Origin of the sequence: Cyclonatronum proteinivorum, from assembly GCF_003353065.1 — a bacterium.
Taxonomy (GTDB): domain Bacteria; phylum Bacteroidota; class Rhodothermia; order Balneolales; family Cyclonatronaceae; genus Cyclonatronum; species Cyclonatronum proteinivorum.
Genome location: NZ_CP027806.1, coordinates 400366 through 426445 on the forward strand (window position 1 = coordinate 400366; position 26080 = coordinate 426445).

General features: G+C 54.0%; 27 protein-coding genes. 15 read left to right on the top strand and 12 right to left on the bottom strand.

The window, feature by feature from the left end:
- Nucleotides 1-19 precede the first annotated feature (19 nt).
- The 4 genes from CYPRO_RS01445 to CYPRO_RS01460 all read right to left on the bottom strand — a co-directional run bounded on the left by CYPRO_RS01445 (nt 20) and on the right by CYPRO_RS01460 (nt 5098).
- Entirely contained in the window at nt 20-1444 is a 1425-nt protein-coding gene (locus tag CYPRO_RS01445) for a M28 family metallopeptidase (RefSeq protein ID WP_114982861.1), read from the bottom strand.
- Between the two features lie 92 nt (nt 1445-1536).
- Nucleotides 1537-2250 carry an OmpA family protein gene (locus tag CYPRO_RS01450; RefSeq protein WP_240644804.1) on the bottom strand — a complete coding sequence of 238 codons (714 nt, stop codon included), beginning with the start codon at nt 2248-2250 and terminating at the stop codon, nt 1537-1539.
- Nucleotides 2251-2267: 17 nt separating this feature from the next.
- On the bottom strand, nt 2268-4532 hold the full coding sequence (locus tag CYPRO_RS01455) for a hypothetical protein (protein ID WP_114982863.1): 2265 nt from the start codon (nt 4530-4532) through the stop codon (nt 2268-2270).
- Nucleotides 4533-4567: 35 nt separating this feature from the next.
- Nucleotides 4568-5098, bottom strand: a complete 531-nt coding sequence (locus tag CYPRO_RS01460) for a hypothetical protein (protein ID WP_114982866.1) — start codon at nt 5096-5098, stop codon at nt 4568-4570.
- Nucleotides 5099-5365: 267 nt separating this feature from the next.
- Between CYPRO_RS01460 and CYPRO_RS01465 the strand changes: the two genes are divergently transcribed.
- The 4 genes from CYPRO_RS01465 to CYPRO_RS01480 all read left to right on the top strand — a co-directional run bounded on the left by CYPRO_RS01465 (nt 5366) and on the right by CYPRO_RS01480 (nt 9559).
- Nucleotides 5366-5926, top strand: a complete 561-nt coding sequence (locus tag CYPRO_RS01465) for a TlpA family protein disulfide reductase (RefSeq protein WP_114982867.1) — start codon at nt 5366-5368, stop codon at nt 5924-5926.
- Nucleotides 5927-6041: 115 nt separating this feature from the next.
- On the top strand, nt 6042-8498 hold the full coding sequence (locus CYPRO_RS01470; protein WP_114982868.1) for a PP2C family protein-serine/threonine phosphatase: 2457 nt from the start codon (nt 6042-6044) through the stop codon (nt 8496-8498).
- Between the two features lie 89 nt (nt 8499-8587).
- Nucleotides 8588-9094, top strand: coding sequence for a DUF4112 domain-containing protein (locus tag CYPRO_RS01475; protein ID WP_114982869.1), 507 nt, complete (start codon nt 8588-8590; stop codon nt 9092-9094).
- A 171-nt stretch (nt 9095-9265) separates the two neighbouring features.
- Entirely contained in the window at nt 9266-9559 is a 294-nt protein-coding gene (locus tag CYPRO_RS01480; protein WP_240644805.1) for a nucleotidyltransferase family protein, read from the top strand.
- A gap of 6 nt (nt 9560-9565) precedes the next feature.
- Here the strand turns inward: CYPRO_RS01480 and CYPRO_RS01485 are convergent, their stop codons facing one another.
- The 3 genes from CYPRO_RS01485 to CYPRO_RS01495 form a co-directional block, all read right to left on the bottom strand.
- Nucleotides 9566-10867 carry an MATE family efflux transporter gene (locus tag CYPRO_RS01485; protein ID WP_114982873.1) on the bottom strand — a complete coding sequence of 434 codons (1302 nt, stop codon included), beginning with the start codon at nt 10865-10867 and terminating at the stop codon, nt 9566-9568.
- A gap of 12 nt (nt 10868-10879) precedes the next feature.
- Nucleotides 10880-11752: a hypothetical protein gene (locus CYPRO_RS01490; protein WP_114982874.1), complete on the bottom strand. Its 873-nt coding sequence runs from the start codon at nt 11750-11752 to the stop codon at nt 10880-10882.
- Between the two features lie 127 nt (nt 11753-11879).
- Entirely contained in the window at nt 11880-12158 is a 279-nt protein-coding gene (locus tag CYPRO_RS01495; RefSeq protein WP_114985656.1) for a helix-turn-helix domain-containing protein, read from the bottom strand.
- Between the two features lie 494 nt (nt 12159-12652).
- Here CYPRO_RS01495 and CYPRO_RS01505 point away from each other — a divergent pair, with 494 nt between their 5' ends.
- From CYPRO_RS01505 to CYPRO_RS01535, 7 genes are all read left to right on the top strand, one after another.
- Complete coding sequence (locus CYPRO_RS01505; RefSeq protein WP_114982878.1) at nt 12653-13294, top strand: class I SAM-dependent methyltransferase; 642 nt, start codon at nt 12653-12655, stop codon at nt 13292-13294.
- Nucleotides 13295-13450: 156 nt separating this feature from the next.
- Complete coding sequence (locus CYPRO_RS01510) at nt 13451-13906, top strand: hypothetical protein (RefSeq protein ID WP_114982879.1); 456 nt, start codon at nt 13451-13453, stop codon at nt 13904-13906.
- Nucleotides 13907-13915: 9 nt separating this feature from the next.
- The gene (locus CYPRO_RS01515; protein ID WP_114982881.1) at nt 13916-14779 is read left to right on the top strand and encodes a hypothetical protein; all 864 of its coding nucleotides are present in this window, start codon (nt 13916-13918) and stop codon (nt 14777-14779) included.
- A 19-nt stretch (nt 14780-14798) separates the two neighbouring features.
- Complete coding sequence (rsmD, locus tag CYPRO_RS01520) at nt 14799-15386, top strand: 16S rRNA (guanine(966)-N(2))-methyltransferase RsmD (RefSeq protein WP_114982883.1); 588 nt, start codon at nt 14799-14801, stop codon at nt 15384-15386.
- Between the two features lie 29 nt (nt 15387-15415).
- Nucleotides 15416-15907 carry a pantetheine-phosphate adenylyltransferase gene (coaD, locus tag CYPRO_RS01525; protein ID WP_114982884.1) on the top strand — a complete coding sequence of 164 codons (492 nt, stop codon included), beginning with the start codon at nt 15416-15418 and terminating at the stop codon, nt 15905-15907.
- Nucleotides 15908-15984: 77 nt separating this feature from the next.
- Complete coding sequence (locus tag CYPRO_RS01530; RefSeq protein ID WP_114982885.1) at nt 15985-17184, top strand: pyridoxal phosphate-dependent aminotransferase; 1200 nt, start codon at nt 15985-15987, stop codon at nt 17182-17184.
- A 102-nt stretch (nt 17185-17286) separates the two neighbouring features.
- Nucleotides 17287-17565, top strand: a complete 279-nt coding sequence (locus CYPRO_RS01535) for an FmdB family zinc ribbon protein (RefSeq protein ID WP_114982886.1) — start codon at nt 17287-17289, stop codon at nt 17563-17565.
- Nucleotides 17566-17586: 21 nt separating this feature from the next.
- On the opposite strand, the gene CYPRO_RS01540 is transcribed toward CYPRO_RS01535, so the two are convergent.
- The 5 genes from CYPRO_RS01540 to lipB form a co-directional block, all read right to left on the bottom strand.
- The gene (locus tag CYPRO_RS01540) at nt 17587-17775 is read right to left on the bottom strand and encodes a hypothetical protein (RefSeq protein ID WP_114982887.1); all 189 of its coding nucleotides are present in this window, start codon (nt 17773-17775) and stop codon (nt 17587-17589) included.
- A gap of 222 nt (nt 17776-17997) precedes the next feature.
- The gene (locus CYPRO_RS16690) at nt 17998-18267 is read right to left on the bottom strand and encodes a hypothetical protein (RefSeq protein WP_240644806.1); all 270 of its coding nucleotides are present in this window, start codon (nt 18265-18267) and stop codon (nt 17998-18000) included.
- Between the two features lie 74 nt (nt 18268-18341).
- On the bottom strand, nt 18342-19841 hold the full coding sequence (locus CYPRO_RS01550; RefSeq protein WP_114982888.1) for a sodium:solute symporter family protein: 1500 nt from the start codon (nt 19839-19841) through the stop codon (nt 18342-18344).
- A gap of 228 nt (nt 19842-20069) precedes the next feature.
- Entirely contained in the window at nt 20070-20969 is a 900-nt protein-coding gene (lipA, locus tag CYPRO_RS01555; protein WP_114982889.1) for a lipoyl synthase, read from the bottom strand.
- Between the two features lie 95 nt (nt 20970-21064).
- On the bottom strand, nt 21065-21802 hold the full coding sequence (gene lipB, locus CYPRO_RS01560; protein ID WP_114982890.1) for a lipoyl(octanoyl) transferase LipB: 738 nt from the start codon (nt 21800-21802) through the stop codon (nt 21065-21067).
- Between the two features lie 344 nt (nt 21803-22146).
- Here lipB and CYPRO_RS01565 point away from each other — a divergent pair, with 344 nt between their 5' ends.
- From CYPRO_RS01565 to CYPRO_RS01580, 4 genes are all read left to right on the top strand, one after another.
- The gene (locus CYPRO_RS01565) at nt 22147-23565 is read left to right on the top strand and encodes an alanine dehydrogenase (protein ID WP_114982891.1); all 1419 of its coding nucleotides are present in this window, start codon (nt 22147-22149) and stop codon (nt 23563-23565) included.
- A gap of 327 nt (nt 23566-23892) precedes the next feature.
- Complete coding sequence (locus tag CYPRO_RS01570) at nt 23893-24540, top strand: GbsR/MarR family transcriptional regulator (RefSeq protein ID WP_205730340.1); 648 nt, start codon at nt 23893-23895, stop codon at nt 24538-24540.
- 158 nt (nt 24541-24698) lie between these two features.
- A complete protein-coding gene (locus CYPRO_RS01575) occupies nt 24699-25082 on the top strand; it encodes a YraN family protein (protein ID WP_114982892.1) in 384 nt (127 codons plus the stop codon).
- A gap of 136 nt (nt 25083-25218) precedes the next feature.
- On the top strand, nt 25219-26070 hold the full coding sequence (locus CYPRO_RS01580; RefSeq protein WP_114982893.1) for a proline dehydrogenase family protein: 852 nt from the start codon (nt 25219-25221) through the stop codon (nt 26068-26070).
- Nucleotides 26071-26080: the final 10 nt, after the last annotated feature.

Here is a 26080-nt window from a genome sequence, read left to right on the forward strand (position 1 = left end):
TCAGAATACGCGCTGTGTTTTATTCGTCGCCCCAGGGCAGGCGCTGCTCCATATCGGCAACAACGTAGATCATGACCGCGGTTGCGGCAATTACGCGGGCGATGTCTTCGGGGTTTTGTTTATCGAGGGTATCCGAATCGGCGTGATGGTGCCAGAAGTATTTGGTTACATCCGTGTCGATTCCCATGCCGGGCATGCCTTCGCGCATGAGCGGACCGATATCAACGGTGCCTGAGCTGCCGCGCCGCAGGACTTCCGCGCCGGTGGGGGCGGTCAGCGCCATGATGGGCTCGAGTAGGGCGAAGGCTTCTTCCGTACCGGTGAAGCCGAAACCAAGCGGGGCGAATACGCCGAAATCAATTTCGAAAGCCAGCTGATGATTGCGGAAGCTGCCGTCTTCCAGCACTTTGTCGCGGTAGGCGAGTCCGCCGCGGACGCCGTTTTCTTCGTTGGTCCAGCCCACGAAGCGGATGGTGCGGCGCGGCTGCAGGCCGAGGGCTTTCATCAGGCGCATGGCCTCCCAGGTGGCGATGACGCCCCCGGCATCGTCCATCACCCCATGACCAACATCCCAGGAGTCGATGTGTCCGCCTATGACCACGATTTCGTCGGGTTTCTCGCTGCCGCGCAGTTCCGCGATGATGTTGTGGCTGAGGGCATCGGGCAGCATTTGGGCTTCCATGCTGAGGGTCACTTCCATGTGTTCGCCCCGGTTTTGGAAGCGCTGCATAAGTTCGGCGTCTTCGAGGGTGATGGCCGCGAAAGGAATGGGCTCGACATCATCGTCGTAACGGATGTTGCCGGTGTGCGGGGTTTGCATGGAAAAGGGCGTAACCGAGCGCAGAAGAGAAGCGACTGCACCTGCACGGGACGCTTCCGAAGCGCCGCGCACACGGTACTGCACGGTTTCGCCGTAGGTCGTGAAAGGTACGTTCCAGACCACGATTTTACCGGCCGCTTCATCGGCCCGTTCCTGTAGCTCTTCAAAGCTTTGCACTACAAGAATTTCGGCTCTGATTCCTTCGGCGGGCGTACCGACCGAGCTTCCCAGACCAAGCATGCGAAGTTCCCGCTCCCAGGGTCCGTGGAAGATTAGTGACTCATTACCCCGTACCCAGTGCGGTACCATCACTTCCTGCTTGTAAACCCGGTCGAAGCCGTCTTCATTAAGGTGCTTGTACATCCAGTCGATGGCATCTTCGAGCATCTGACTGCCGCTGAGACGGTGCGGGTAGTAGTCGGTGAGCCAAGCCAGCCGCTGCCACATGAAATCCACATTTTCCGGTTCGAGTGCGGTGGCAATGAGCTGATTGGCGACGTCGCGGTAGCTCTCGGCCCAGCCAGCATCTGAGGGCGGTTCAAAACCCGCCTCAGGTTCGGCTTTCAGTACAGTAGCAAAGGTGAACGGAAGTAACAGGAAACTCAGGAGCAAAAATCTCAGCATGGCAAAATAAATGTGTTAAGGTTTAGGGCCTTCAAACAAGTATGCGTCAGGCTGTGTGTTAAGACCCTGAGGCGGCGAGTGTGGGGACGCCGTTATTCAGTAAGTAAAAAATCGACGCGTCGGTTTTGAGCCCGACCGGCCTCGGTTTCGTTTGTCGCAACAGGCTGATCGGGACCCAAGCCGGTAAAAGGCAGGCGATCGGCGCTGAGTCCCGGAAATTCACCAAGCAAAAACCGCTGCACAGAAGCGGCACGTTGTTGAGAGAGGCGCATATTCAGCGATCGGGGCCCGGTAATATCTGTATGACCCTGTATTTCAAGTCTCAGATTGGGATACCTCAGCAACCAGGCGCCAATTTCCCGAAGTACCGGAAATGTTTCATCGGGAATTACGGCGCTGCTGATTTCGAAAGGAATCTGCAAACTGAGGAAACTGAAATCCAGTGGTACGGACAGAAAATCCGCGAGACCTGAAGCGTCGGTGCTTTCCAAAAACTCCAGCATCATAATGAGACGCTCAAGCTCATGAAACCGAAGCGTATGTTCAGCACTCTCAGAGGCCGGATCAGATACCATCATTGCCTCAGAACCCGGTATGTGACCGGCCCTGGCAAGGTGTTCCAGCCGGAGCTGCTCGATCCGGCTGCGAACCAGAACGAGGCCCTCAGGGATATCCGCAAGACCGAGCTGAACAGAGTCAGAGGCTGCAAACTGCCGGTTGTTCACATCTGTTTGCTGTGCACTTAGGGGCGTAAACCCGACCGTGCACAGCATAAGACCAGTAATGATGATACTTGTACGAACCATACTGTAAGCATTAGCAATTAAAACCTGAAGCGGTACCCGGCCGCGAGGTTATTGTAACTAAACAGGTTTTGGCTGGTATACTCGATAAACAGCTGCCCGGGACCAAGATCGGTTGTTGCGCCGAAATGGGCCGACCATACAAACTGAATGCCTGAAGCGTTTGCCGGCGGGTTGCTGAAAGCCTTTAAACCGATACCAAAACCTGCATACGGGCTGAAGGGTGAGATATTAATATAAGGAAGACGACTGAGAGGTATCAGGGTAATTGCATTAATGTTGTACATGCGCGTGCTGCCGCCAAGTCCGATAATAAATTCCGGGATGAGCTCAACACGGTCGCCAAACAGCGAGCCGTAATCTCCCCTTACACCAAAGGTGGCCTGAAACGGGTTTGCAAGGCCAAGGTGAACGGCTACGCCCTGAAGCTCACCGGGTCTGACAGCCGCTTCTTCATCAGGCAGGGGCTGCAGGGTAGGTATGCGGCGGGTCACATCGGAGGTGTCTGAAGGTGCTGCAGCTTGTGTCAGCCGGAGTTCGAGTTCTGCAATGCGGCGTTCGAGGGCCTGCTCACGGGGTGTAGCTGCAGGCGTAGCTTCAGCCGGGGGCGGTGTTGGCAGCGGGGTCACCCTTTGCTCCGGATCACGCGGCTGTGTTTGCTCGCGTGTAAGCTGTTCAATACGCCGCTCCAGCTCGCGAATCGCAGGATCAGTAGGAGGGGCTGGCGCGGGTGCTGCTGCAACCGGGGCGGGTGGACCAAAGCGGATGTAAACTTCACCTTCTTCCAGAACCGGCAGGGAAATCATGCGGTTATCAGGAGTGCGCACGGTTTGATGTGCCGGTGCACCGGCAAGCCGCAGCGAAGATTCCCGTACCTGATCGAGCTGAAGCTGCAGGGTGCGGGCTGTAAGGGTATCCCCCTGTGCCATTGCCCGCGCGACTTCCGCAGAAAGGGCCGCTTCCCGCATAACCAACAGCTGCTGCTGTGCCTCGGTCTGACCGTCGTCGAAGCGGCGCGAAGTTCTTACCGGCTCCCTGCGAGACGGAGCCTGACGCCGTTCTCTGTAGCGAAACTGTCCGATACGGTAGGAAACCCCGAGCGTGAACATGGGGCTGAGCTCAAGTTTTGAGGGCGAAATCTGATTATCAACCCCATCCTGCGTGAGAATAAACGCGCGGATATCCCCCGTAAAGCTTACCTGCTCCGTAAACTCAACTTCAATACCTGCGCCGGTAGTTGCGAACGGCTGACTTTTGGGCTGTGCAAGGGTTCCCGAGCGGTAATTGCTGTGCACATTCAGATATCCTCCTCCTAAAGTGAGGGTAGGCGAAACCGAGGTCTGAAAGAAGGTTGCCCTCAACTCCCCGCCATAGGCATTGATGTTGTCAAAACGCAGTCCGCCGTCAGCATCAACCCCATGCCAGTAAAAGCCCCTCAGACCGATAAAGGGACCAAAGTCTGCTCCAAACTGCAAACCGGTAAGGCTAAGGGGTGATGGGAAGCCAATGTTTTCATTGTTAAAGAATACCTGCCCGTAAACCGCGTCAAAAGCCCAGCGCAGGTTACGCAGGCCGCCATTGAACTCATCCAGAAACAAAACGCTGCGATCGTCAGATTCATAGGTCCTGCCTCCGAGATAGACTTTGAGACCGGCGCCGAAGTGCCAGTTACTGACCAGCTGCTGTGAGAAATTGTTGGAATCCAGGCCGCCCACGATTAAATCGGTGCCCCGCAAAAATGCTGAGCCGGGATTGTACCTGTATCCGGTATGGGTAGCCTGCGCAAAAAGCGTGTAACGGTTGGCAACCGAAAACATGAATCCGCCGCCGCCTGTCAGGAAAACACTGTCACTTGCTTTCAGACCGGATCGGGTAAACCGCACTACCCCTGTACCGGCAGTAAGGTAAGGCACTACTGCAGTACTGCTGAGGTTCACTTTGGTCGTTAACCCAAACCGCTGCATATTAATACTATGATTTTCAAGGGCATCAAGGCGGCGTTGCAGTAAGAGGTCGCCGGAACTGAGCCGGGAGAAGTCTGTGCGATGGCTTTCGCCAAGTGCGTAAGCGGCATGCAATTCAATATACTGCCCAAAACCAAGGCCCAGAGAACCTCCGAAAGCGTAACCGGGTTTTAGCGCCGCATTGTCTTCAAACAGTATGTACTCTACTGCAGGCGAAAAACTGAAGCTCACACCCGAAACCTGAGCCGTTGCGCTTGTTACATTCAATACACCTGCAAGCAGAGCTGCCTGGAGGGTGATCAGCCAAAAATATTTTTTCATATCAAATCAGGGCTACAATTAGCAGACAATAGGTTTCAGTTTCGTGGAATCAGATTGATGAACAAAACGCCGGGCACCGGCGGCAGTCCTTCATACTGATCAGAAAAACTGTTCAGGTCCACAGTCTGCGAATTGGCCATTTCAAGCCCGTCCCTGATTTCACCGGGAACTGTTACCCGGTCAAACCGAATCGGTGTCTGCAGAAGGAGTGAGGCAAGCCGGGCTTCAGAGCCCGGTGATGGTTGTAGCTGAATTTGGTTTGCATCAAGCGTAAAACTTCCCGCGATAATTGATTCCGGGCTGTTCAGAAATTGATAGTTCAACAGAAACTGTCCGCCCTCCGTAAGCCTCAGGAAGGTGTTTGCAGCAACCAGGGTATCGAGTACATTCGCAGGCTGAATGGCGGCGGCAAGGGGAACAAATTCATATCGGCTGAAATCATAAGTGCCCGCTACTTCATCAGGAAGCACATTTACGGGGTTCTCTTTTGAGCAGGACCATGCCGTAAGGGCAATGGATGTTATGACGAGAAGGATGAAATATCTACTGTAGCATATTGGAGCCATGTGAAGCCTTTTCTTTTACTTGTAATGGATGATAATATTCTGATAATTTTAACCAGCACGGCTGGGTTTGTCCTATAAGAAGCAAGGTAAAATTACACCTAATTTGGATGAGTTAGAAGAGTTGCTAATATCCGGCGAAAATTTATTATAGCGTGAAATACATACCTTTTGGCGGCAAAAAGCAATGATTTTGGTCTGATCAAAAAAGCTGATTTGCAGCCTTGGATTCAGTATATTAGCATACTTAAATAATTATACAGTAATATAATGAAACTCCGACACTACCTGATCATCCTGTTTATGCTGCTTGCGGCGGCGCCTCTTTTTTATTTCTCCAACCGCGCGTCCGGCCCGTCAGACTTTCCGTCCATCATGATGCGCGACATCACCGATCCGCTTACACGCAGCGACGAACTCACTCCCGCGCCGGATTTCACCCTTACAGACATGCAAGGCAACCCCTTCACCCTGAGTGAGCAGCGCGGCAAAGTGGTCGTGCTCAACCTCTGGGCGACCTGGTGCCCGCCCTGCCGGGAAGAAATCCCCGATTTCATGGCGCTTCAGGATGAAATGCGGGATGACGTCCTTTTCCTGGGGGTCTCAGTGGATCGCGAAGGCTGGGAGGTTGTTCGGCCTTTTGTGGAGCTGATGGAAATCAACTACCCGCAGGTGGTGGATGACGGCACCGTAGCCCGGCTGTACGGTCCGATACGCGGCATCCCCACAACTTTTCTGATTAACCGCGAGGGCTACGTGGAAGGCTATGCGCCCGGCATGCTGCATAAAGAAAGACTGCGCCCGCTGCTTCAGGCACTGATTGATGCGTGAGCGTAGTTCCATCGGGTACCATTGGCGGCCTGTTCGAAAATTGAGGATGCATTAAGCTTTGTTTTAAGCTAATTTGGGGCGCTCATATTTTTAAGTTTACCACGCTTCCAAAGCCTTGCCACTTAAGCCGTCAAAAACTGAACTCAGCTGGATAGCAGCCGGATTTCTTTTCCTGCTCCTTGCTTTCTTTGCGTACTACGCAGTAAATCCTTTTTCCGGAAAAAAACTCACTGCGGACACGGCTCAGATACACGAGCAGTCCGCCATGCTGCTTGAGCACTGGGGTGCGGGCTCGGTTGAACCTACAAGCGATCCCAAGTTTTTACCGGTTGCCCTTTTCATTGATGGTTACGTGGGCCTGAACGGCAAGCGGTCACTGCAAAACCGGGTTAAGCATCAGCGCTCTGAGTATCCGTTTTTTGTATGGGAAGCAGAGCACACTATCATGGCAGCCGATGAGTCTGATGCGACAGCAGCCGACAGCCTGATGTCCCGGGTTGCCCTTCATTGGACCGACAGAGGCGAACTGGTTGCCCTTCATTTGCAGCGGGGCCGACCCGATTTCCTCCTGCACGCGTACCCGCCTCTGGCAGCCGGAGCGCCTGACTCTCTTGTTGCAAATCGGGCGCGGTCTTTTCTTACAGAAACCCACTGGAGCAAGTGGGATCTCGACCTCCAGGAAATCAGCCGGGAAACTACAGAGGGGACACTGAGCCATTATCGTCTACGCTTTGATGCAGCATACGACAGCCTCCCGGTCCGGCTAACGGTTGAACTTAGCCGCACTGGTGCGCTTCAGCAGATTCGCTATGCCGCCGCTCAGAACGCTGAAAACCTGTTGTCGCAGAAAATTGCAAATGTGCTCCTGAAAGGGGTGATTCCGTTTTTGATTGTTATTCTGATTATTGGTCAGTTTTTTAAGCGACAGTCCAGCCGCATGATTGACCTGCGCATTGCCCGCTATGACAGTATTCTTCTGGGCGTGCTTATCGGAGCCTTTGTAAGCATTGGGGTGTATTACGGGTATGATGCAGACGAAGGGGAGCTGGCATTACGCATACTGGCTTCAGGCGGGGTTTTTCTGCTGACAGCACTTTTTTTCACCAGTTTTGGGATGTTACTGTTCTCAACCGCTGACTCTCTGGTACAGGAAGCATGGCCGGTAAAGAAATATTCCCTCACTTATTTACGGTACGGCTTACTTCGTAACCCACAGGTCGGACAGGCCCTGGGGCGCGGACTTACAGCCGGCGCAGCCATGTGCCTGCTGTACATGCTTCTATTACTGTTTGCTGACGCCAGTTATGTAGCCTTCGAACCAGAAAAGGATCAGATGCTGACCGGGTTCGGCTACCTGTACCTGCTTTATATTCCGGGCGAAGCCCTGGTCTATGCGGTGTTTATAAGCACCTTTTTTTTGCTGATACCCGGCTCCTGGCTCAAACTGAGAAAGGTGAACTTTGCAGCCAAGGCCCTGATGCTGACCTTTGCATTTTCGGCACTTTCGCTTGCACCGGAGCACCCGAACTTTGCATTCATGCAGCTTCATGCGCTTATGATTGCCGCCATTCCGGTGATGCTCTTCCTGCGCTACGACAACCTCAGCGTGATGACTGCTCTGTTTGTGTTCACCATTGCCAATTTTGGCATAACCAGCTTCTTTGCACCACACCTTCCGGATGTGCTGCCGATTCTGACCTCTTTCATTCTGATTGCCGGCATTGGTGTGCTGGCACTGGTCGGAAGCACCGCCAAAGCTGATGAGTCAGGCGGACTGCCCGATCTCGAGCCTGAATATCTGAAGCGGCTGGCGCGGGAAAAGCGCATCGAAAAGGAATTCGAGCTGGCGCGGGAGGTGCACGACTCTTTCCTGACTTCCGTAAAGCCCGACATTCAGGGCTTTGATATTGCAGCAAGCTGCAAAACGGCCTACGAGGTCGGCGGCGATTACTTCGACTTTATTTCGTTGGATGAGCACCGAACCCTCGTTATTATAGCCGACGTGAGCGGGAAGGGCGTAAAAGCGGCCTTTTTTATGACGCTGCTCAAAGGCTACCTGCAGGCCGTTTCGGAACAGCACCGGGATGTCGGTGAAATCATGAAGATCGTGAACCGCTTGTTCCACGCCAATTCACCGCGCGGCACCTTTATTACAGCGCTGGCCGGCGTGCTCGATGTTCGAACCGGAACCTTCGAGTTTGCCCGGGCCGGTCACGATCCGCTGCTGTTGCTTGATGCCCGAACGGGGCAGGCGGAGGTACATCAGCCGAAAGGATTTGCGCTTGGCATGGCTAAACCGCACAAGTTTAATGACTATCTGGAAATCCGGCGTGTGAACATTGGCGAGGGTCAGGCCGTCGTGCTGTTCACGGACGGCTACGTGGAAAGCCACAACCTGAAACGCGAACAGCTGGGCGAAAAGCGGCTGACGGAGCTGATTGGCCGCGCATTCCGCGAAGAGCCGGGCACCTCCGGCAGACTGCTGGAAGTTGTTCACGGGGAGGTGACCCGCTTTGTGGGCAATGCGCATCAGCATGACGACATGACGATGGTGGTGCTCCGTAAATGCTGAGGCTTCATCGGAACGTGATGGGGGCGAGGCTGCACTGCCGGCGACTTCCAAAAACCCTGCCCAACCCTTTAAACCGGTTTTAAGCTCCAATGGCGAAACCTGACGGAAACACATCCCCCGAAAAAAACAAGCCACGTTTGAACAGCACCAAATCTAAGGCCGAGCTGCGGGAGATTCTGGAGCGGCTCGATACCTTCAGCTACTACACCGACAGCAACATCCGGGTGCCGTTCACGAAGTTCCGGTTCGGGCTGAGTCCGCTGCTGGGACTGCTGCCGGGTATCGGGGATTTCGCAGGACTGATTTTGTCGCTGTACGTGCTGCTCGAAGCCCGGCGGGCCGGGGCAAGCGGAAAGGTGAAGCGGCGGATGATCCGCAACATGCTGATTGAGTTTGTGTTTGGGCTGCTGCCTGTTGTGGGCGATGCCTTCGATGCGGCCTTCAAGGCGAACACCCGCAACACAAACCTGCTGCGGCGCTACCTGCTCGAACAGCTTGATGAGGCCCCGAAAGAGCGGTTCCCGTGGATGGCTTTTTTCGTGTTTATCGGCATTTTCGCCCTGCTCAGCTGGCTGTTTTGGAGGCTTTTGGGGTAGTTTTCCGGCAGAAAGCGCAAAGCAAAAAGCAGGGGATTTTGAGTTGGCTTATGAAGCCTGAAACAGCACTGCAGCCCGTGATGCTCCGGGAGTTTCCCCCAAAAAAACTGCGCGGGAATGAGCAGGGAAGCCGTGTTCCTGGTTCACAAGCAGCTCCATTTTATTTTTGTGATGATGAAAACCACTGAAGAAATAGTGCACATTTTAGCACAGCACAGACCGCGTCTGCAAGCAAAGTATCCGATAAAGACGCTAGCTGTTTTTGGATCTTATGCCCGTGGTACCGCGGGACCGGAGAGTGATGTTGATATTCTGGTCGAGTTCAGCGGGCGGGTAGGTATGGCGTTTATTTCGCTGGGAGATGAACTGGAAGAGTTGTTAGGGCAGCGGGTGGGCCTGGTATCCCGGAACGGGCTAAAAGCCCGGCATTTTGAGCGGATTAATGGGGAGTTGATTTTTTGCTGAGGATACTCACCCGACCTGCGCCAGCACTTTGCGGGGGAGGAACCACAGCAGCGTTGCGCCGCGGGCGAGCATGTAGGCGGTCATGGCGAGCCAGAGGGCGTGGTTGCCTAACAGGTCAACCGTGAGGTAGTAGGCGGGGATGAACACAAGGAAAGTGGAGATCAGCATGGAGTCGCGCATGGGGCCGGTTACGGTCGCGCCGATGAAGATGCCGTCGAGCATGAAGCAGAAACTGTTGATAAGGGGCGCGGCGATGGTCCAGGCGAAGAAGGTGAGGCCGAGGGCAATCAGTTCGGGATTATCGGTGAAGAGACGGATGAGGTGCTCATCGAGCAGGAAGTAGATCCCGCTGAAGGCCACGCCCAAACCCAGGCCCCAGGCTATGAGCAGCTTCACGGCCTGCAGCAATCCCGCACGGTCGCCCCGGCCCGTGTATTTTCCGGTGATGCTCTCGGCGGCGTAGGCGAAGCCATCAACCCCGTAGGCCATGATGTACCAAAGCTGCATGAGGATGGTGTTGATGGCCAGGTATTCATCACCCAGCGCGGCGCTTTGGATGGTGAAGAAGGAGTAGGTGAAAATGAGGCTCATGGTGCGGATGAAAATATCGCGGCTCACGCTGAAGAAGCGCTTGAGGCCTTCAATGGCGAGCAGCGCCTTGCGACCGAGGTGAATGTAGCCGCGCCCGTAGTAGCGGAAAAACAGCCACAGCGCGAAGATGAGCCCGAGGTACTGCGCAATCACGGTGCCGTAGGCGACGCCGTCAACCGTCATGCCGAGGCCATAGATGAAAAAGATGTTGAGACCGATGTTCAGCAGGTTGATGAAGATGGTGATGTACATCGGGAAGCGGGCATTCTGCATGCCCAGGAACCAGCCCTGAATGGCGAAAAGTGCGAGCACGGCGGGGGCGTCCCAAATGCGGATGTAGAAATAGAGGGCGGCCATTTCGCGGACTTCATCGGAGGTGCTCACAATAAGCATGGCCCCGGAAAAGAGCAGGTACTGCGATACGAGCAGCAGCGCGCTGCCGAGTATAGCCGTGAGCACTGCGCGGCTGAGGACCACGCCGACTTCCGCGTCGTTTTTGCCGCCGTAGGCCGTTGCGGTGAGGCCGGTCGTGCCCATGCGCAGGAAGCCGAAGCCCCAGTACAGGAAGTTGAAAATCATGCCGCCGATGGCGAGCGCACCGAGATAGTACACACCGTCGAGCCGCCCGACCAGCGCGGTATCAACCGAGCTGAGCAGCGGCACCGAGAGGTTGCTGATGATGTTGGGGATTGCGAGCCGAAGGATTTGCCGGTTCAAGTGCGCGCGGGTTTAGGAAGCGAAGGGCTCATGCTGACTCAGGTAAGCTTCCAGCAGGGCGAGCAGCCGTTCAATATCGGCGATGTACACACGCTCGTTCCGCTGATGGTAGGGGAAGATGGCGGGCTCCAGCGCGACAGAGGGGATGGCGGTTTCAGGGCCGGTTTCTTCGTTGAGGACTTTGCCGTAGGTGAGGTAGTCGTTGGTGTTATTGCCAAGGTACAGCTCCGGATCGAGGGCAAGCAGGCGGTCGGTCAGGCTTTGGGTGCCCTGCGTTTCGAGCGGTGAGGGCACAGTTTTGGTGAATTCCCAGTGACCGGCGTAGAGTGCGCAGCCGGGTTTGCCGCGAAACAGCGGGGTCGTGTCAACGGTAATGACGGCGTCGGGCAGCTGTGCTTCTTCGATGAGATGACGGGCGAGGCGCTCGGCGCCCATGCCGGAGGTGAGCCCCGCGCCGCCGTTGCGCATGCGCTCCGGATGCTCACGGAGCCCGGTGCCTTCTTCCATTTCAGACAGTAGCACGAGCAGGCCCGGCCATGCCCGATTAGGCGCCTGTTCGAGCAGGCTCAGGATGATGCCGATGCCCACAGTGTTATCCATCTGACCCTGAATTTCGGTTTTGGTCCGGAGGAAGGGCAGCTCAGCCGGACCATCGGGTCCGAAGTGATCAATTTTATCGAGGTGCGCGGTAAGTGCGAGGAGTCCGGGACGCTGACCGGGTACGTACAGCAGCAGGTTGCGCTGCGCTACCGTGGTGATTTCGCAGCCGGGGATTTGCTCTGCGAGCGCAAGCACGTACGGATGCAGGCGCTCTTCGAAGGAGCTGAAGGAGGGGATTCGGGCGGTATCGGCGATGATCTGAAGACAGCGTTCCGTCAGGGACATTTGGTATGATCTGGTTTGGTGGCCTTTATTGGATGAAGGCGGATGATACCAATTTTGCGGTAAAAACGGGCTTGGGGAAGATTTGCAAAAGGAGGGTATTTGGAGACAGGCTTGTCAGGAATCCGAATTATTGAATTTCGAGTTTCACCTTGCGCCCGAGTGCTTTTGCATACTTCCTTAGTGTTGAGAGGCGGATGTCATCGGCATGGTTTTCCATCCGAGAAATAACAGACTTTGAGGTGTTCAGCTTCTCGGCTACTTCCTGTTGGGTAATGCCCATTTCCTCGCGTGCCTGACGCAGGATGACACCAATCTTAAAGTTCAGGTAGTCTTCTTCAAAGTTTCTGGCAAAGTCAGGACTTTCGGCTTTTTTCTTTTCGATAAATCGCTCTAAATCGTCATGCATTGTTTTATCACTGTATAAAAGGTCTGATTTGTGAACTAAAGAAAATAGGTTATTTGCGCAAAACATCATCTCGCTTGCGCTCTGAAAAAAGCCATATAGAAGACTCATTTTGGGGTCTCCAGCTTATTCACTGAGGTTGCTCTGTGTTTTTGCTGTTCCGGGATTACATCGGTTATTCGAAGAGGGTGGAAAGCTTTGATGTGTATCCAAAAAAGCAAGGGACCTATCTTTGGTTTGGGGTTTCTGATCTGCCACGAAAGACCTTGATGTTCACGGAGTTTTACCCAAAAAATAAAAGACCTTGTTCAGCTTCATGCTTCTGAGGTTCAGCGCCGGTGGTTTTGCATGGGTTTTGGGTAGCTTGAAATGCGCTGGGTACGTTTGGTGATGGTGCCTGAAACCGATTTGATTTTCAGTATTTTGGCGGGCAGCGTTTTCGGAGGCTGCAGCTTTCTGAATGGTTTTTTGAATAGATTTCAAGCACGGTATTTGGTATGGAGCAAAGTTACTGGCAGGCGCGGTGGCGCAAGAATAAGATTGGGTTTCACGGGGCGGAGCCGGATGCGGCGCTCGTGGCGCATTGGCCCGCGCTGGGGGTGCCGGAAGGTGCGTGTGTGGCGGTGCCGCTTTGCGGGAAATCGGTGGATATGTGCTGGCTGCGGGCGCAGGGGCATACGGTGTACGGCATTGAGTTCGTGGAACAGGCCTGCGCAGCGTTTTTCAGGGAACAGTTTCCGGGGGCGGAACCCGGGGTTCGGAGTGAGGGCGGCACGCAGCTTTTCACCCTTGACGGGCTGATGCTTCAAACCGCTGACCTGCTCAGGCTGCGTGCCGGGCAGGTTCCGGCGCAGGCACAGGTGCGGGCAGTGTATGATCGTGCGGCGCTCGTGGCGTTGCCCCCGCAGATGCGGCAGGCGTATGCCGCGAAGTGGGCCGAACTGTTTCCCGGGGCTGAACAGGCCCTGCTCATCAGTTTTGAATACGATCAGCAACTGATGGGCGGTCCGCCTTTTGCGGTGTATGAGCCCGAGCTGCAGGAGCTGTTTGGCGGACGGTTCAGGCTGCAGGAACTGAGCCGGACAGACATGGTACCGGTTTCGGAAATTATCAGAAAATCGGGCTTCCGGAGATGCTGAAAGTAGCCTGGCAACTTACCCGCCGCTAACATCTTGTTTTGTTTATAAGAATAAAAAGCGGCATTTTTGACTGTAAGTTGCATATCTTTAGGTCAGGGTGTATTTTCTGCCTCTGAATTCGAATTCTACCAACCCACGCATTTCATTCTATTAATAATGAATATTGAACAGAGAAACCGAATTGTGAGCATAGTGCTTATTGTAGTAATCCTGTTTTTAGGCTATTGGCTCTACGTAACAATTACAGGCCCATGGCAGGAAGTTCAGCGGGAACGGGCCATGACCGAACAGGTTCGTGAAAACATGATGGCCGTGAACGAGGCTATTCGCTTCTATAATGAGCACAACAATCGTTTCCCGGTTGCGCTGGACTCGCTTTTTGTTTTTATCACCAATAATGAGCGGTTTATGTCAAACCCGGACAGCGTGCTGCGTAACCGCCGCTTTGACCCGGATACGTTCTTCCTTTCACCGCGCACCGGGAATCGCTTCGAGTATGCGCTCAACGATTCTGCGCGTCCGCCGCTTTACATGATCAGCGACCCTGATACCGACGACCGTATCGGAACGCTCGACCGTGTAACTGACCGGGGCGCACCGAGCTGGCGATAGGCATATGATATGAGCGAAACCGCGCACGTGCTCGGGATCAGCTTCAGCGGCAATGCGCTTTATTATGCACTGAGGCCGAAAAACGAAACGTCCTATCTGAGCTACATCGGAAAAGCTGATTTCAGCTTTTCCGTGCTCGATGCGTTTCGGAATGCCGATGAAAAGTTGTGTGCACACATACACCGTGCGATTTCCAGGATTACTTCCGGCCTTGAAGCCGATACCATCAGGATTGTAAGCTTCCCGCAGTTCGAGTGCTGGACGTCGCTTCCCAAAATAGCTTACGATGTTCCCGCCGAGCGGGAAGCCCACCTTAAGCTGCTCGCCTTCGGGCTTGAGCGCCGCAATATTGAAACCACCTGGTTCGAAACCGGCATTCAGGATTTCAGATTCTTGTGCATTCGCGACCTTACGATGGTTCGCATGCTGAATGCCTGCACCGCGTCTTTTTACAGCACCGAATATTGCTCTGATTTTGAAGTGGGTATGGAGTGGATGAAGCTGACCGGGAATTCCGGTTCTTTTATGGCGCTCGGGTGCGGACATGAGTCGATTTCTGTTTCGTCTTTTGTATTGGGCAAACTGCGCGCGGCAACGAGTATCCGGAAGACGCGGCCCGAAAATCTGGTGTATGCCTGGCGCCAAAACGAGACGTCTCTTGCGTGGATGAACGGCTATCATGACGAAATTCTCCTGTACGGGCCGAATGCCGATCTGGTCCGCAATCATCTGGCGCCGGTTCTCGAAAGCAAGGCGGAGATCAGGAGTATCAGCACACTTGATGAAATCGGCGTGCAGGCCGCCGAACAAACCTATTCATTCCCCCTTCAGCACGCCTTTCCCGCCATTATGATGGCTGTGCGGCAGGATTAGAAAAAGAGCGCTTTACGCTATGAGAATTATCACCGGTAAACTGAAAGGCCGCCGCTTCGATGCCCCCAAAGATATGAAGGTCAGGCCCACATCCGACCGCGCCAAGGAAGGCTTGTTCAATGTGATTGAAGCCCGCCGCTACATAGACGGTGCAAACGTGCTCGATCTTTTTGCGGGCAGCGGGAACCTGGGGTTTGAGGCTATTTCGCGCGGTGCCATGCAGGCGCTGATGGTGGAAGCGAGCCCGGTGGCCGTGAAGCAAATCGAGAAAACAGCTGCACAATTTGGCATTTCGGATGAGGTGACGGCCTACTGTCTGCCGGTTGAGCGCTTTCTCACGCAGCGCCCTGTGCCGTACGATCTCGTCTTCGCTGATCCGCCCTACGATTTGCCCGGCATACCGGAAATGGTGGAAACCGTGGTACACGGCGGCTGGCTGGCTGAAGACGGCTGGTTCATCCTGGAGCATGATGTGCGTCACCTGTTCCACGAGCACCCCAACTGTGTGTTCACCAAGCCCTACGGACGCACCGTTGTAAGCATTTTCATGCAAAACACCGAAACTGATGATGCGCGTGAATCTGAATCCGAAACTGAAAGGGACTAAGCCAATACGGCGCCCCTGAACCCTACGCTATGAAAGCACTCTATCCCGGCACTTTCGACCCCATCACCTACGGTCATCTCGACATCCTTGAGCGTGCCGCTTCGCTGTTCGACGAAGTGGTCATCACTGTGGCTGTCAACACCCGCAAGGAATCTGTGTTTACCGAACAGGAGCGGGTTGCGCTCATCGAGCAAACGCTGGAAGGCAAAGCCTGGGCCGAAAAAGTGCGGGTAGTGGCTTTCACAGGCTTGCTGGTCGATCACGCCCGTGAGCTCAAAGTGAACACGCTGATCCGGGGCGTACGGCAGCTTTCCGATTTCGAGTACGAATTCCGCATGGCGCTGATGAACCGCCGCCTTGCCCCGGAAATTGACACCGTTTTCCTGATGCCGCAGGAACAGCTGACTTTCGTGAGTGCGACCATTGTCCGGGAAGTGGCCTACTGGGGCGGCGACCTGAGTCAGTTTGTGCCGGATCACGTAGCCGCTGCGCTTCGCGGGAAATTCCCCGGCAAGCGCTGATGTTCTTCCCTGCGGTCAGCCCACAAGCGTCACCATTTTTTAACTCTCCTTTTTCCGAAACATCCAAAACCTGAACTATGATATCCAAAAGAGCCCTTGCCCTTGCCCCTTCCGAAACCATGAAAATCTCCGGCATGGCCAAGGAGATGCAACAGGCCGGCAAGTCGGTTGTATCGCTGAGTCAGGGGGAGCCCGATTTCAAAACCCCCGAACACATCTGTGCCGCAGCGAAAAAAGCTATTGACGATGGTCAGCACGGCTACACCATCAATGCCGGTACAACAGGACTGCGCGAGGCCATTGCCGAGAAGCTGAAGCGCGAAAATGAGCTGGAATTTACCGCAGCTGAAATCATTGTGTCGAACGGCGCCAAACAATCCGTGGGCTTCAGCTTGCTGGCTGTTGTGGATGAGGGTGATGAAGTGCTGATTCCTGCGCCCTACTGGGTGTCCTACCCGGAAATGACCAAGCTGGCCGGTGGCGTACCTGTGGTTGTGCGCACAGCTTTTGAAAACGACTACAAACTCACGCCGGAACAGCTCCGTGAAAGCCTGACCCCGAAAACCAAGGTGCTCATCCTGTGCTCGCCTTCGAACCCCACCGGAAGCTGTTACACGGCGGATGAACTCCGCGCCCTGGCTGAGGTCCTGCGCGATTTCCCGAACGTGGTTGTGCTTTCGGATGAAATCTACGAGTACATCGTCTTCGACGGACCGCACGTGAGCATGCTGCAGGTTGCGCCCTGGCTGAAAGAGCGGTTCATTTTGGTGAACGGCTTTTCTAAGGGATTCGCCATGACCGGCTGGCGGGTGGGCTACATCGCTGCGCCAAAATCCATTGCCGGTGCGGTGGGTAAGATTCAGAGTCAGGAAACTTCTGCGCCGAGCACGATTTCACAGTTTGCCGCGGAAGAAGCCTACCGCAGCGAGGTCTCTGCCGGTGCCGTGGAGCACATGCGCAAAGCCTTTGCCGAACGCCGCGACTTTTTTATTGATGAGCTGAATCAAATCGAAGGCGTGAAGTGCTTTAAGCCGGGCGGCGCGTTCTATGCGTTTCCGAATATTGCGGCCTATCTGGGCAAAACGAGCCCGCAGGGCGAGGTCATCCGCACGAGCACAGACCTTTGCATGTACCTGATTGAACATCAGGGTCTGGCCATTGTGCCGGGGGATGCTTTCGGCGAACCGGAAGGCGTGCGCCTGAGCTACTCGGCTTCAATGGAAACCCTGGCCGAAGGACTCAAACGTTTCCGCACGGGTCTGGCTGCACTGAAGTAAGTCTGGTCTTCTGCGGTCTGCGGTCTGCGGCCAAAAATGGCACATGATTTGCTAAGTTGCCGGCACATTAACCCACCTTCATCATTCTTTTCAGTTTTTGCTATGCCAACCTACGAATACATTCGCGAAGACGGCAGCCGCTTTGAGTGGCTGCAAAAAATGTCGGACGCCCCGCTCACCGAGTGTCCGCAAACGGGTCAAAAAGTCAGACGCGCCATTTTCGGCGGCACCGGCGTGATTTATAAGGGCAGCGGCTTCTACAACACTGATTACAAGCCCAAGCCCAAAGCCAGCAAGTCCGCGTCAGAGCCATCCCCGGCAAGCGCTGACACCATGACCGATACTCCGGCTGCCGCAACGACTCCTGCGAAAGCCGAATAATTGGTCAAGGCGCATTCGCCGCTATCTTTGAAACACGGTTTCAGGTAAAAAGGCAGCTTCCTGATTAGGGATGGCTGCCTTTTTCTTTTTGGGATGAACTCCGTGCACATCACTGGGTTTCGTGCTTGTGAGAGATCCCAAATCGGCGGAGTGTTCCGTGGTTTTTTTGGGGATGTTGGCGCTACCTGCCAAACCAACCTGAATAAACATGGCTTAATCCAGAGAATTGTCTGATTGGTTGCGCTAACCAAGTAAGGAATTCGGATTATGCTGAAATCAAACGATCACGCAGTCTCGGCCTGGATTTGCTCCATGATAAATTCAGGACCAAAACTAAGCTTTTTTGCAAGAGGGCTACCCGGCTCAATCACCCGCCCAAAAGGCGTAATTTCACTAAGGCTTGCACCCTGATGAAGGTTTTCAAAGCTTGCTTCAGCAACGAGCAACGATACGCAGAAAAATACCGGTCGTAACCGGACAAGTGTATTCTGCTTCAAATTGTTGAGCGAGATCTCGGCGCATGGTTTTGGTATCAACCCGCTTTCCAAATGCTATACCCCTGACGTACTCATCAATGATTTGGGGCGTTGCAATCAGCATCACACATCCTTCGGGCATGTCAGCAAAAGCTTTATCAAGCTGCTTGATTTGAGGCACTTTGGCTTCCTTTAATTTTTCGGACCAGGTTTTTTTCTTTGGCATGGCGTGAGACTTTTATGGTCTTGGGTTTATTTTCAAAAATAGTATCTACATAAACACACGGGAGTTATTACAACCTACTTCAGCTGCTGTTCTTCTATCGCGTCCTCCAGGGTGCCGCTTTCGGTGTAGAAGGGGCGCCATTTTTCTTCGGGGTCGGGTTGTGTGAGCAGAGAGACGACAATCAGGGCAAGGATGGAGGCTCCGGCGGAGGGCAGCACGATGTAGGCGGTATCGAGCAGGGGTTCGGCGAGCACGCTGTTGAGTACGGTGATGAGCAGGGTCACCGCCATGCCCGTCGCGATGGAGGCTACGCCGCCTGCGGTTGTGACGCGCTTCCACAGGAAGGCCGCAAGCAGCGCGGGTGTAAGACCCGCCCCGATCATGGTGTAGGCTGTGAAGGCCATCGCGAGAATGGTATCGAACTGCGTGAGCATGAAGTAGGCACACACACCCAGCACAAGCACGGTGATGCGCTGAAATACGACAATCCGCTTCTCGGAGGCCTGTGGGTTGACAAAGCGCTGATAAATGTCGCGGGTGATGTTGGTTGAAGGGGCCAGCAAAAAGCTGTTGCCGGTCGAGGTGATGATGGCAACAGCCGCGCAAATCAGCAGCAGTCCACCCGCAATCGGGATGCCGACTTCCGTACCGAAACGGGCCGTGTGCAGGATGATCTGTTCGGAGTTCTCCACCGCGAGGTGATAGAGGGAGTCCGGACTCAGGCTGTTGAAGTGGCTGAACGCGAGAATCGCGAGGGTCGCGATGGCGGTCTCTACCACGATGGTGCCGATCACCCACCAGATTACGGCGTGTTTGGCGGCGGTCTCGTTGCGGGCGGAGAAAAACTTCTGGTACATGTTCGACTCGCCCATCAGCAGCAGAAAAGTGGGCAGGAACACGCCCATCGCCCAGAGAAAGTTGTGATCGCCGAAAACAGTGAACAGGCTGGGATCAAGCTCGGTACTCACGTACTCCATCCCGCCGAGGTTAAAAAACACCAGGGGCACCGCAAGCAGAACGGCAAAGGTGATGATGGTCCCGTTGATGATATCGACCGAGACAATGGAGAGCATGCCCGCAAAGGCCGTGAAGAGAATGATGAAGGCCGCGGTAAGCAGCACGCCCTGCCACTGCGGTACCCCGGCGACCAGCTCCAGCACGAAAGCGCCGCCCCGGAACTGATAGCCCACAATGGTCGTGTAGGCAATCACGATCACGATGGTGCCGAGGATGCGCGCCCATTTGTTGTAGCGCAGCTCAAGGATGTCGGGCACGGTGTATTGCGAAATGCGGCGGACCCGTCCCGCCAGAAAGAAAACGAGAATGATGCCAATCCAGGCCCCGGCTGCCATCCACAGCTCGGAGAGGCCCACCTGCGCGGCGAGTCCGGCACCGGCGAGCAGGCTTCCGGAGCCGATCCAGGTGCAGAGCAGCGTTGCTACGAGTTTGTAGGTCGGCACCGAGCGCCCGGCGACCATGAAGTCTTCCTGACTCTTAATTGCGAAGCTTTTCACGATGGAAACCGACATCAGCAGAATCAGATAGCCGAGCACGACCCAGAAAAACACATTCATCACAAATCCCTTATTGGTTGGTTTCGGTGGATGGTGACCTGCCCGTGAACCGGCCTTCCGCCCGGAAGTCCGTCATCCTGAAACAAAAAAAGCCCCGCAGGGCCCGATGTCGCATCCCGGCGGGAAGCCGGACGCCTGTGCACGGGTATCACCAGCGCAATGATACCAATACACAGGCTTGATTAACAGCAAAAATTTGGATGCCGGCAAATTCCGGCGGCGTGCGTCTCAGAGATGGCGCTCGGCATGATACGAGGAGCGCACAAGCGGTCCGCTTTCCACGTGCTCAATGCCTTTGGCTTCCCCGATTTCCTTGTAGGTCGCAAACACATCGGGGTGCACCCACTCCTGTACATCGAGGTGCATTTTCGTGGGCTGCATGTACTGCCCGATGGTCATCACGTTCAGCTCGGCGTCCACGAGGTCGTCCATCACTTCAAAGACTTCGGCAGGGGTTTCGCCGAGGCCGACCATGATGCCGGTCTTGGTACGCAGCCCGCGGTCATGGCAGATTTTGAGGAGCTCGAGAGAGCGGTCGTAGCGGGCCTGCGGACGCACCTGTTTGTAGAGGCGGGGTACCGTTTCGAGGTTGTGGTTAAGCACTTCGGGCCGGGCTTCGATCACGTACTCGAGGGCGTCCCAAACGCCACGGAAGTCAGGGATGAGGACTTCCACGGTAACGCCCGGAATTTCTTCCCGCAACCGTTTGATGGTTTCTGCGAAGATGGGGGCACCGCCGTCCTTGCGCTCGTCGCGGTTTACAGAGGTGATGACGACGTGTTTCAGGCCCATCAGCTTGGCGGCATTGGCCACACGATTGGGTTCATCCCAGTCGAGGCCCTGCACGGGACGTCCGGTTTTGATGGCGCAGAACCCGCAGGAGCGGGTGCACACATCGCCGAGGATCATGAAGGTCGCTGTGCCGGCGCCCCAGCACTCGCCCATGTTGGGGCAGCGGGCTTCCGCACAAACGGTGTTGAGAGAATGCGTGCGAATGGTGTCGCTGACTTCCTTAAACTTGGGTCCTGAAGGAAGTTTCACGCGCAGCCACTCCGGACGGCGTCCGGCTACTGCGCTGTTTTTGGATGAGAAAGTTTGGGCGGCTGAGGCCTGTGTTGCGCAACTCATGTATCGGTTTTGGGTTTTGCGGTTTTGAACGGATAGTTAATTTTGGCTGAAATTAAGGCTTCATGACAAGGATTCCGCATGTTCGGGCAAGCTTTTTACACCTGCACAGGCAGACCATCCTGCAGCCTGATCCCGAAAAGCTGACTGATCTGCGCTCTCATTTGGTGCTTTACTTGCTGCGGGTCAACCACATGGCCCAGCAAATTCTGCATGCTCGTAACCGGTTTATCGGCTATGCCGCAGGGCACAATATGGCTGAAATACGAGAGGTCGGTGTTTACATTCAGCGCAAATCCGTGCATGGTTACCCAGCGGGAGCACTTCAGGCCCATGGCACAGATTTTGGCGCCGTTTACCCACACACCGGTATATCCGGCTTCGCGGCCCGCTTCAATGCCGAAGCCGGCAAGCAATCGGATTACGGCTTCTTCGAGGGTGCGAAGATAGCGCCCGATGTCGGTGAAAAACAGGTCGAGGTCCAGAATCGGGTAGCCGACGAGCTGCCCCGGTCCGTGATAGGTGATGTCGCCCCCGCGGTCGATGGGCACAAACTCGGCCTGAATCTGTGCCAGGAAATCGGGCGAAGCCAGCAAATGGTGCGGACTGCCGCTTTTGCCAAGGGTGTACACATGCGGGTGCTCAACAAACAACAGATAGCCGCCAAGGGCAGCGTCATTTCGTTGCACCGACATTTCCCGGCTGATTTTGCGGTCGATCAGCTCCTGTTGCAGTTTTTTCTGAAGGTCCCACACCGGGGCATAAGGCCGAAACCCGAGGTCCTGGAAGAAAACGGTGCGCTTCGGTGACGGGTCAGAGATTGGGATCGCAGTCATGGGTTCCTAAACCACTTGAGCGGAGAAATCGTTATGTGTTGAGGATCAACAGCATAGCGTATTCCGGTACCAAAAAGCAAGGGATTCAAATTATGATTTGGGAACGCTAATCTGCCACGAAAGACCGTGATGTTCACGGAGTTTCCCCCCAAAAAAAATAATGACTGAAATGGCTATGCCGCAGGGCTCAGGCCGCATAAGTCCGAACCGGATCTGCGAAGGATGCGCTGTGGCATTTTCCCGGGCTGTTTATGAAATGTAAATCGTACTTGCAGACTCTGAAAACTCAGTTATCTTTTCGGCGCGTGATTTATCCTTACCTGTAAACTGTATTCGACTTTACTATGCCTTTTTCTTCGCTGCATTATCGTGTTATTGGCCTGGCCAGGGAAAATGAATCTCCTGAAAACCCCGGATCGCTTGAAAAGCGGGTAGCGCTGATTCCTAAAGACGTGAAAAAGCTGACACAGGCCGGTTGCAGCGTTTTTGTGGAGGCCGGGGCCGGTGAAGGCGTTGGCTTTAAGGATGCCGATTATGTGAAGGCCGGGGCTTCGATCCAATCGACGGACGAGATTTACCGCGACAAGGATTTGCTCATCAAGTTTAAGGGGCCCGCCCTTGAGCACATCCCGCTGATGCGGCCGGGCTGCACGCTGTTTTGCATGGCGCATTTTCACTCTTTTCCGGAGCGGGCGAAGTTACTGGAGGCGCACCGGATTACCGTTATTGCGATGGAGCATATCGTGGAAGCGCCCAAACGCCGCAAGGATGAGGAAATCATCGGGCGTATGGCCGCAGATGCCTGTCTGGAGACATCCATCCGGCGAAACATGCACAATTTGCTCAATATCTACATTCTCGGTTACCGGGACGGCATGCAGGGGATGATCCGGCGCTTTGCCAATCAGAATCCGCATTCGATGTCGTTGCTGCAGCCCGATCAGGCGCGTTCGGAAAAGGTAGGCGCCGTGCGGCATGGTTTGTTTGTAATTGATTCCACAGCCTTTCCCGAAACGGTTGAGATTGCGGCGCGGATGAAGCCTGAGAATGCGCTTCTCTTTGATGTGGGAAAGTTTCGCTCTGAAAAAGGAAAGGCGGCCCTGCGCTATTATAAAAGTGTACATGCACCGGCTCTTTACGGGCTTCGACGGATTCAGTGTTTGCATGAAACAGGAATGGCGGGTGCACGCTACGGCTTCAGGCTGTTGAAGGAGGTGAGTCCGCTGCAGAAAGCGGCAAGGGATGCGGAGGCTACCGTACTCGGGTATGGCAATGTGGGGATGGGGGCAATCCATGAGTGTTACCGGCAGGGGGTGCGTAAGGTGAATATTCTCGGGCGCTTTCATACCAAAAAAGACCGCATTGAAACCTGGCTGAAGCGCTCTGATGTGGTTATCAACGGAGCTGAACAGCCGGTGGAACTAAGGGGGAAGAACTTTCTGGTGAGCAACCGTCATTTGCGGGAGGTTATGCGCAAAGGCAGCGTGCTGATCGATCTGATTGGCGGAAGCGCGACGAACCGCAGCCCGGTTGAGCCGGTGGTGGAGTGTACCTATCTCACGGATCCGCATTTTGAACAGGACGGGATTTTTGTGTCAGCACTCTGGGGATGGCCCATGATGGGTATGATGAAAGAAACGGCGGTGCGGTACAGCGGGCAGATTGCGGATGTGCTGTTAGGCGATGATGAACATCTGATTGGCGGGCTTACGGACCCGGTGCACCCTGGTGTGAAGCCGGCTGTTGTGTGCGGGCCTTTTTAGATTGTTTCAGGCACGTATGGCGTGCACTGTAGTGCAGTACAAATAGCTTAATATCTGGTTTTCAGGAGACGCTTTCTCGCTGTTGACTTTAGTCGCAGTTGTTATTCCTTTCAGAAATATTTGGTTGTGGTACGGGGTTTTTGAGCCCTTAAGCGCCTGTACATGGTTCATCTTTTTGGTGCTTTGCTTATTGTACAGCCGCAAAACAGGTCGTATGCGCTGCAGTGCAAGCGGGATGGAAGTGCTGTTTTTTTTAAAAATAGGGCGATAATCCCTATTTTAGATTACTCTGCAAGTTATACCCCATCATGTAAAGACCCGAATTTTATGAGCGCCAACGAGCGAACCAGGGAGTATCAAAACGCCCTTGAATTATTTATCACCTACTGGGGTGAGATGGCTTCAGAGTGGGGCATTAACAAAACGATGTCTCAGATTTACGCGCTGTTGTTTGCCGAGCCCGAACCGATGGATACAGACACCATCATGAAAGAGCTGAACATCAGTCGCGGCAATGCAAACATGAATGTGCGTAACCTTATACAGTGGGGGCTTGTGCACAAAGTAAACCTTGCCGGGAACCGTAAAGATTTTTTTTCCGCTGAAAAGGACCTGTGGACGACCGCTGCACGGATTATCGCTGAGCGGCAGAAACGGGAAATATATCCCCTAAAAAAAACCCTTACCCGCTGTTTGGATATCCTGCAGGAGGGTAAAGAGGAAGATAGTAAGACGGAGCACTTCAAGAACCGGCTTGAGGGGTTTCTCAGCTTTCTGGCACTCTTTAATGATTTTTCAGAAGCCATACTGCCCTATATCTCTGAAAAAAACACCGAACAGATTAAAGGGATTGTGGAGATGGCAAAAGTGTATAACATGCAGCAGGCACAGGAGCAGCAGCTTGAGCAGGAACGCAGGCAAAAGGCCGCTGAGGTCGCAAGGCGTAAGCGGGAACTTGCAGGGTCATCAAAATAGTTAGCGGCTCTGAAGTTTTGATCCGGGAATATGAATTCACGTGTCCATATTTCTGTGTTTCTTTGCAATGCTGTCTTACAGACAACACGCTTACCCCTGAGCCGGTTTTCAGGCTTTCAGATCAGTTTTACTGAGCACCAAATCCTACGTACTATCCATTGACAAAACAGAATCTTCCCGCACACCTTGAACTCGGCCAAAAAGGCGAAGACATTGCTGTTGCCTGGCTCGAAAAAAACGATATCCGGATTTTAGAACGAAACTATCATTTCGAAAAAGCCGAGGTGGATATCATCGCCTACAACGGGCGGCAAATTATTTTTGTAGAGGTTAAAACACGGTCTTCCAATCATTTCAGTGAGCCTGAGGATGCGGTTACCGATGAGAAAAAGCGCTCGCTGCATAAGGCTGCCGGCGCCTGGCTTTATGAACGAAAAATGGACGGTGCACCCGTAAGATTCGATATTATTTCCGTAATTTTAAGTTCACCCGAAGCTGATCCGGTTGTGCGTCATTTTGAGGGGGCTTTCTGGCAGTTGTAGCGAAACGAAGTACTTTTGCAGCACTTGAATCCGTCTCTCAGAAACCCAAATACAACCCTGTCTCATGCACAGCTGAACCGAGCTGAACTGAAACACTTTTTAAATTTACCACCATTTTTCGACTGTCAGGCGTATTATGAAACTTCCATTTGCTGTTGCAAAGCGATTTGTTGCCGGAGAATCACTCAATCAGGCTGTACCCAAAGTTGCTGACCTTAATGAGTACGGTATTAAAGTAACCCTTGACTTGCTCGGTGAGAATGTAACCGATCGCACAATGGCCGATGAAACCCTTCAGCATTATATCGAATTGCTCGAGGGGATACATGAACAAAAGATCGATTCTACCATATCGATAAAGCTCACCATGCTTGGGTTGGATATCGACCGGGATTACTGCCGCGACAACCTGTTTAAGTTGCTTGATGCTGCCGTCAAATACGATCAGTTTATCCGCATAGACATGGAAGGCACTGATTACACACAGCTCACCATTGATCTTTTTAAAGAAGCTTTCAGGAAATACGGCAAGCATGTGGGCATTGTAATTCAGGCCTACCTGCACCGCACCAAAGATGATATTGATGAGCTCTCAGCTTTAGGGGCAGATATACGCCTGTGCAAAGGTGCCTACAATGAACCGGAACGTTTGGCACTGCAAAAAATGGACGCCATCCGTGAGGCCTACAAAGAGTATCTGAAAGTGCTTTTTGATAAAACCGTGTACCCGCGCATTGCAACCCACGACGATAAACTGATCAGCTGGGTAAAAGAATACACGCAGCAAAAAGGCATAGGGCAGAGCCGCTTTGAATTTCAGATGCTGTACGGCATGCGTCTGGACACCTGCAAATCGCTTGCGGCTGAAGGCTACAATGTGCGGGTTTATGTGCCCTATGGCACCATGTGGTTCCCTTACTTTACCCGTCGGCTGAAAGAACGGAAAGAAAACATCTGGTTTGTTCTTTCCACCATGTTCAAAAAGTAGCCTTCTGATA

Excerpts from the sequence above, each read along its gene's own strand:
- CYPRO_RS01445 (WP_114982861.1), bottom strand. The coding sequence starts at position 1,444 with ATGCTGAGATTTTTGCTCCTGAGTTTCCTGTTACTTCCGTTCACCTTT.
- CYPRO_RS01450 (WP_240644804.1), bottom strand. The coding sequence starts at position 2,250 with ATGGTTCGTACAAGTATCATCATTACTGGTCTTATGCTGTGCACGGTC.
- CYPRO_RS01455 (WP_114982863.1), bottom strand. The coding sequence starts at position 4,532 with ATGAAAAAATATTTTTGGCTGATCACCCTCCAGGCAGCTCTGCTTGCA.
- CYPRO_RS01460 (WP_114982866.1), bottom strand. The coding sequence starts at position 5,098 with ATGGCTCCAATATGCTACAGTAGATATTTCATCCTTCTCGTCATAACA.
- CYPRO_RS01465 (WP_114982867.1), top strand. The coding sequence starts at position 5,366 with ATGAAACTCCGACACTACCTGATCATCCTGTTTATGCTGCTTGCGGCG.
- CYPRO_RS01475 (WP_114982869.1), top strand. The coding sequence starts at position 8,588 with ATGGCGAAACCTGACGGAAACACATCCCCCGAAAAAAACAAGCCACGT.
- CYPRO_RS01480 (WP_240644805.1), top strand. The coding sequence starts at position 9,266 with ATGATGAAAACCACTGAAGAAATAGTGCACATTTTAGCACAGCACAGA.
- CYPRO_RS01490 (WP_114982874.1), bottom strand. The coding sequence starts at position 11,752 with ATGTCCCTGACGGAACGCTGTCTTCAGATCATCGCCGATACCGCCCGA.
- CYPRO_RS01495 (WP_114985656.1), bottom strand. The coding sequence starts at position 12,158 with ATGCATGACGATTTAGAGCGATTTATCGAAAAGAAAAAAGCCGAAAGT.
- CYPRO_RS01505 (WP_114982878.1), top strand. The coding sequence starts at position 12,653 with ATGGAGCAAAGTTACTGGCAGGCGCGGTGGCGCAAGAATAAGATTGGG.
- CYPRO_RS01510 (WP_114982879.1), top strand. The coding sequence starts at position 13,451 with ATGAATATTGAACAGAGAAACCGAATTGTGAGCATAGTGCTTATTGTA.
- CYPRO_RS01515 (WP_114982881.1), top strand. The coding sequence starts at position 13,916 with ATGAGCGAAACCGCGCACGTGCTCGGGATCAGCTTCAGCGGCAATGCG.
- rsmD (WP_114982883.1), top strand. The coding sequence starts at position 14,799 with ATGAGAATTATCACCGGTAAACTGAAAGGCCGCCGCTTCGATGCCCCC.
- coaD (WP_114982884.1), top strand. The coding sequence starts at position 15,416 with ATGAAAGCACTCTATCCCGGCACTTTCGACCCCATCACCTACGGTCAT.
- CYPRO_RS01530 (WP_114982885.1), top strand. The coding sequence starts at position 15,985 with ATGATATCCAAAAGAGCCCTTGCCCTTGCCCCTTCCGAAACCATGAAA.
- CYPRO_RS01535 (WP_114982886.1), top strand. The coding sequence starts at position 17,287 with ATGCCAACCTACGAATACATTCGCGAAGACGGCAGCCGCTTTGAGTGG.
- CYPRO_RS01540 (WP_114982887.1), bottom strand. The coding sequence starts at position 17,775 with ATGTTTATTCAGGTTGGTTTGGCAGGTAGCGCCAACATCCCCAAAAAA.
- CYPRO_RS16690 (WP_240644806.1), bottom strand. The coding sequence starts at position 18,267 with ATGCCAAAGAAAAAAACCTGGTCCGAAAAATTAAAGGAAGCCAAAGTG.
- CYPRO_RS01550 (WP_114982888.1), bottom strand. The coding sequence starts at position 19,841 with ATGAATGTGTTTTTCTGGGTCGTGCTCGGCTATCTGATTCTGCTGATG.
- lipA (WP_114982889.1), bottom strand. The coding sequence starts at position 20,969 with ATGAGTTGCGCAACACAGGCCTCAGCCGCCCAAACTTTCTCATCCAAA.
- lipB (WP_114982890.1), bottom strand. The coding sequence starts at position 21,802 with ATGACTGCGATCCCAATCTCTGACCCGTCACCGAAGCGCACCGTTTTC.
- CYPRO_RS01565 (WP_114982891.1), top strand. The coding sequence starts at position 22,147 with ATGCCTTTTTCTTCGCTGCATTATCGTGTTATTGGCCTGGCCAGGGAA.
- CYPRO_RS01570 (WP_205730340.1), top strand. The coding sequence starts at position 23,893 with ATGAGCGCCAACGAGCGAACCAGGGAGTATCAAAACGCCCTTGAATTA.
- CYPRO_RS01580 (WP_114982893.1), top strand. The coding sequence starts at position 25,219 with ATGAAACTTCCATTTGCTGTTGCAAAGCGATTTGTTGCCGGAGAATCA.